2 protein-coding genes are annotated in these 1,377 nt (G+C 62.0%); one reads left to right on the top strand and one right to left on the bottom strand.

What is annotated here, in order from left to right:
• Nucleotides 1-702, bottom strand: a 702-nt coding sequence (locus tag Q1J43_RS00060; RefSeq protein WP_301100238.1) for a class I fructose-bisphosphate aldolase, incomplete at its 3' end; no start/stop codon positions are given.
• 169 nt (nucleotides 703-871) lie between these two features.
• On the opposite strand from Q1J43_RS00060, the gene Q1J43_RS00055 reads away from it, so the two are divergent.
• On the top strand, nucleotides 872-1,377 hold a 506-nt coding region (locus Q1J43_RS00055; protein ID WP_301100237.1), incomplete at its 3' end, for a hypothetical protein.

Raw genomic sequence — 1,377 nt, 5'->3', positions numbered from 1 at the left:
CAGCGTGGCGACGGGGATTTTCTTGTCCTCGTACACCTTCTGCGATTCCTTGTTGCCGAGGAACGCGGTGGGCAGCTTGACCTTGATGATGTTGGCCCCAAGCAGCGCCGCCATATGCGCGCCGTAGGCAATGACGTCCACGGCCAGCTCGCCGTCCTTGGACAGATCGCCGCCGCGCGGGTAGGACCAAACGACGGTGGCGAGGCCCTTGGCCTTGGCTTCGCGGGACAGGTCGCGGATTTCCTCGAACTGGTTATACATGTTGTCGGAGCCGGGATAGATGGTGAAGCCGATGGCGGCGCAGCCGAGGCGCAACGCGTCGTCCACGCTGGCGGTCACGGCTTGATCGGCGTTTTCCTTCTGGCGCGACAGGCTGTTGGCGCTGTTCATTTTGAGGATGGTGGGGATGGCGCCTGCGAAGGTGTCGGCGCCGGCGGCCAACGGCCCCAGCGGCGCGGCATAGGCATTCAATCCGGCGTCGATGGCCATCTGGTAGTGGTAGTGCGGATCGTAGGCGGCGGGATTGACGGCGAAGCTGCGGGCCGGACCATGTTCGAAGCCCTGATCGACCGGCAGGATGATCATCTTGCCGGTGCCGCCGAGACGCCCCGCCATCAGCATCCGCGCCAGATTGGCTTTGGTGCCGGGCGTTTCGCCTTCATAGTTGGCCAGAATGTCGCGGACGCGTTTGGTAAGCTTCATGGTCGTCTCCTTCTGTTTTCCGGCCAAGGCCGAGGGGCGGAATCATTGTTGCGCAAAAGGCGCAGCGCCTGATTGTCCTAGCCAAACTTTGCCGCTTTGTCCAATCCGGCTTTTCTGACGGGGGGATTTGGGATAGAGAATATCGGCATTGCGCAGTCGCGCGGGAATCGTGATTAAGGAGAATATCATCATGTTGTTGTTTGGCCGATGCAGTTTGGGCGCCCTCATGACCTTGGCGCTGGCCGCGCCCGCAGCGGCACAAACCGTACCCGTCACCGATCCCGCCGCGCAGCGGCCCGTGCTGAACCAGCGCGATTATCGCATGCAGGCGGTCAATCCTGTTCCCTACGCGCTAAATAATCCTGAGGCTGCCGCGCCAACACCTGGCGGTGCTTATGCCAAGCCATCGTCGGGACAGACTGGCCAGAAGCCGGTTTACGGTTATCCGGTGCAGAACCGCTCTATCGTGACCGGAAGCCGCGCGCAACCCGCGCCTACGCCGCTAGCGCCACCGCCCCCATCGGACGCGGACGACGATTTGCGCCACACCACCGGCCTCGATCTTGGGGCGCAATTCGGCAATTACCATTATCAGGAACAGCACATCACCCAAATCGGCGGCAACGATATTTCGATCCGCGAGGACGGGTTGAAATACGGCTTGACCGCCGCCTT

The organism is Propionivibrio sp. (assembly GCF_029255185.1).
GTDB lineage: Bacteria > Pseudomonadota > Gammaproteobacteria > Burkholderiales > Rhodocyclaceae > Propionivibrio.
The sequence above is the reverse complement of the archived record's forward strand: the minus strand, read 5'-3'. Positions and strand labels throughout refer to the sequence as shown.